Source organism: Spirosoma horti, assembly GCF_054776595.1.
Map to the genome: position 1 here is coordinate 1537 of NZ_BAAHBQ010000024.1, position 3188 is coordinate 4724.

At 53.1% G+C, this 3188-nt stretch carries 2 rRNA genes; both read left to right on the plus strand.

From position 1 onward, the window contains the following. Nucleotides 1-88 precede the first annotated feature (88 nt). Nucleotides 89-2919: ribosomal RNA gene (locus tag ACYVAM_RS31745) — 23S ribosomal RNA — on the plus strand. Between the two features lie 129 nt (nt 2920-3048). After that, a 5S ribosomal RNA gene (gene rrf, locus ACYVAM_RS31750) occupies nt 3049-3159 on the plus strand. Nucleotides 3160-3188 lie beyond the last annotated feature (29 nt).

The window sequence follows — 3188 nt, forward strand, 5'->3', positions numbered from 1 at the left end:
GGAGAGATTGAATCACATTGTTGATTCATGATGATAGAAAACCAAACTAGTTTATCTAGTGACAAATAGGTATCGAGTAAAGCGTGATGAACACGCAGCAAAAGGGCGTCTGGGGGATGCCTAAGGCTTCTGATGGCGATGAAGGACGTGGCAAGCGACGAAACATGACGGGGACCCGCTGGCAGGGGCTGATCCGTTGGTATCCGAATGGGGCAACCCACTGGTTTGAAGAACCAGTACCTTTCGAGGGGCGAACGCGGAGAACTGAAACATCTAAGTACCCGCAGGAAGAGAAAACAATTGTGATTCCCTGAGTAGTGGCGAGCGAACGGGGAAGAGCCCAAACCATCTACGTTACGGCGTAGGCGGGGTAGTAGGACCCGACATCAAATTAGTAAACGAACGGAAAGTCTTTGGGAAAAGACACCATAGAGGGTGAGAGTCCCGTACCGGTCAGGGCACTAGTGGGTTGGGGATCCTGAGTAGGGGGGAACCGGAGAAATTCCCTTTGAATCAGCCGGCACCATCCGGTAAGGCTAAATACAATCAGAAGACCGATAGCGCAGAGTACCGTGAGGGAAAGGTGAAAAGTACGGGGAGTACCCGGGTGAAATAGATCCTGAAACCAGGCGCTTACAAGCGGTTGGAGCGTCCAGTGTGGCGTGACAGCGTGCCTTTTGCATAATGAGCCTACGAGTAACCGTCACTGGCGAGGTTAATCTTCTTGAGGAGAGAAGCCGAAGCGAAAGCGAGTCTGAACAGGGCGTCTAGTCAGTGGGGGTTGACGCGAAACTTGGTGATCTATCCCTGGCCAGGCTGAAGGGGTGGTAACACACCGTGGAGGGCCGAACCGATAAGCGTTGAAAAGCTTCCGGATGAGCTGGGGATAGGGGTGAAAGGCCAATCAAACTGAGAAATAGCTCGTACTCTCCGAAATGTTTTTAGGAACAGCGTTACGTGTTACTGTCTGTGAGGTAGAGCGACCAACAGGATGCGGGGGAGTCACATCCTACCAACTTCTGATGAACTCCGAATGCGCAGAGAGGTGCGTGGCAGTGAGGGGCAGGGTGCTAAGGTCCTGCTCCGAGAGGGGAACAACCCAGACCATCAGCTAAGGTCCCTAAGTGTGTGCTAAGTTGAACAAAGGCGGTCCGGCTGCTGAGACAGCCAGGAGGTTAGCTTGGAAGCAGCTATTCCTTTAAAGAGTGCGTAACAGCTCACTGGTCGAGCGGGGCGGGCGTCGATAATAAACGGGCATCAAGCACATCACCGAAGCTATGGACTCATGCACGAGCATGATGTGGTAGGAGAGCATTCCATGGGGGGTGAAGTTGGGGCGTGAGCCCTGGTGGACCGCATGGAAAAGCAAATGTAGGCATAAGTAACGAGAATGAGGATGAGAACTCCTCACACCGAAAAGCTAAGGTTTCCTCCGCGATGGCAGTCATCGGAGGGTTAGTCGGGGTCTAAGGAGCAGGCGAATGCCGGGCTTTGAGGGGGAAGTGGTTAATATTCCACTACTATCTACGCAGGAGAGGCCATGACGGAGTGCCGGAGAGTTTACGTCCTGACGGAATAGGGCGTTGAGCCGAGGCTTCGGCTGAAGCGAAGACTTGAAGGGGCTTCCAAGAAAAGTGGTTGATCGTTAAGCGTGTGGATACCCGTACCGTAAACCGACACAGGTAGCTGGGAAGAATATTCTAAGGTGCGCGAAAGAATCATGGTTAAGGAACTCGGCAAAATTACCCTGTAACTTCGGGATAAGGGGGGCCTACTCAGCGATGGGAGGCTGCAGAGAAGACGCCCAGGCGACTGTTTACCAAAAACACAGGACTCTGCCAAAATGAAAGTTGACGCATAGGGTCTGACACCTGCCCGGTGCTGGAAGGTTAAGGGGGGAGCTTAGGGGTAACCCGAAGGTTTGAACTGAAGCCCCAGTAAACGGCGGCCGTAACTATAACGGTCCTAAGGTAGCGAAATTCCTTGTCGGGTAAGTTCCGACCTGCACGAATGGTGTAACGATCTGGGCACTGTCTCAACCATGAGTTCGGTGAAATTGTAGTAGCGGTGAAGATGCCGCTTACCCGCCACGGGACGGAAAGACCCCGTGCACCTTTACTACAGCTTAACATTGAATGCCGGTCAGTCATGTGTAGGATAGGCGGGAGGAGTTGAAGGGGTGTCGCCAGGCATCCTGGATCCAACCTTGAAATACCGCCCTTGGCTTACTGGCGTTCTAACGGAGGAATCCGGACCTTGTTTGGTGGGTAGTTTGACTGGGGTGGTCACCTCCGAAAGGGTAACGGAGGTTTCCCAAGGTTGGCTCATACCGGACGGTAATCGGTAGGGGAGTGCAATAGCAGAAGCCAGCTTGACAGTGAGGCCCACAAGCCGATCTGGGACGAAAGTCGGGTATAGTGATCCGGTGGTTCCGCATGGAAGGGCCATCGCTCAAAGGATAAAAGGTACGCCGGGGATAACAGGCTGATCTCCCCCAAGAGCTCACATCGACGGGGAGGTTTGGCACCTCGATGTCGGCTCGTCACATCCTGGGGCTGGAGAAGGTTCCAAGGGTTCGGCTGTTCGCCGATTAAAGTGGCACGCGAGCTGGGTTCAGAACGTCGTGAGACAGTTCGGTCCCTATCTGTGGTGGGCGTGGGAATACTGACGGGATCTGTCCTTAGTACGAGAGGACCGGGATGGACTCACCGCTGGCGCATCAGTTATCATGCCGGTGGTATGGCTGAGTAGCTACGTGGGGATCAGATAAGCGCTGAAAGCATCTAAGTGCGAAACTGGCCTGAAGATGAGTGTTCCGGTATAAAGGGGTGTTGGAGACGACGACGTGGATAGGCGGCAGGTATAAGCGGTGAGAGTCGTTAAGCTGAGCCGTACTAATGACCCCGGAAGCGTGTTTATTCAAAGCTTTGCGAGCATCGATAGTTATTTGTCAAAAGGAAGGCCTGATTGGTAGGCTGTCATCGGGATCTCTCTCTGTAGGAAAAAAGACATTGATATTGACCGTTATTGGTCAAACGAGTCAATTAGGTTGGTGTAGTTAAGGCGGGTGTTCACCTCTTCCATTTCGAACAGAGTCGTTAAGCCCCGTACTGCCGATGGTACTGCTGTCACAAGCGGGAGAGTAGGAAGATGCCACCTATTGAAACCACAGAAGGCCTGTCCCAAAA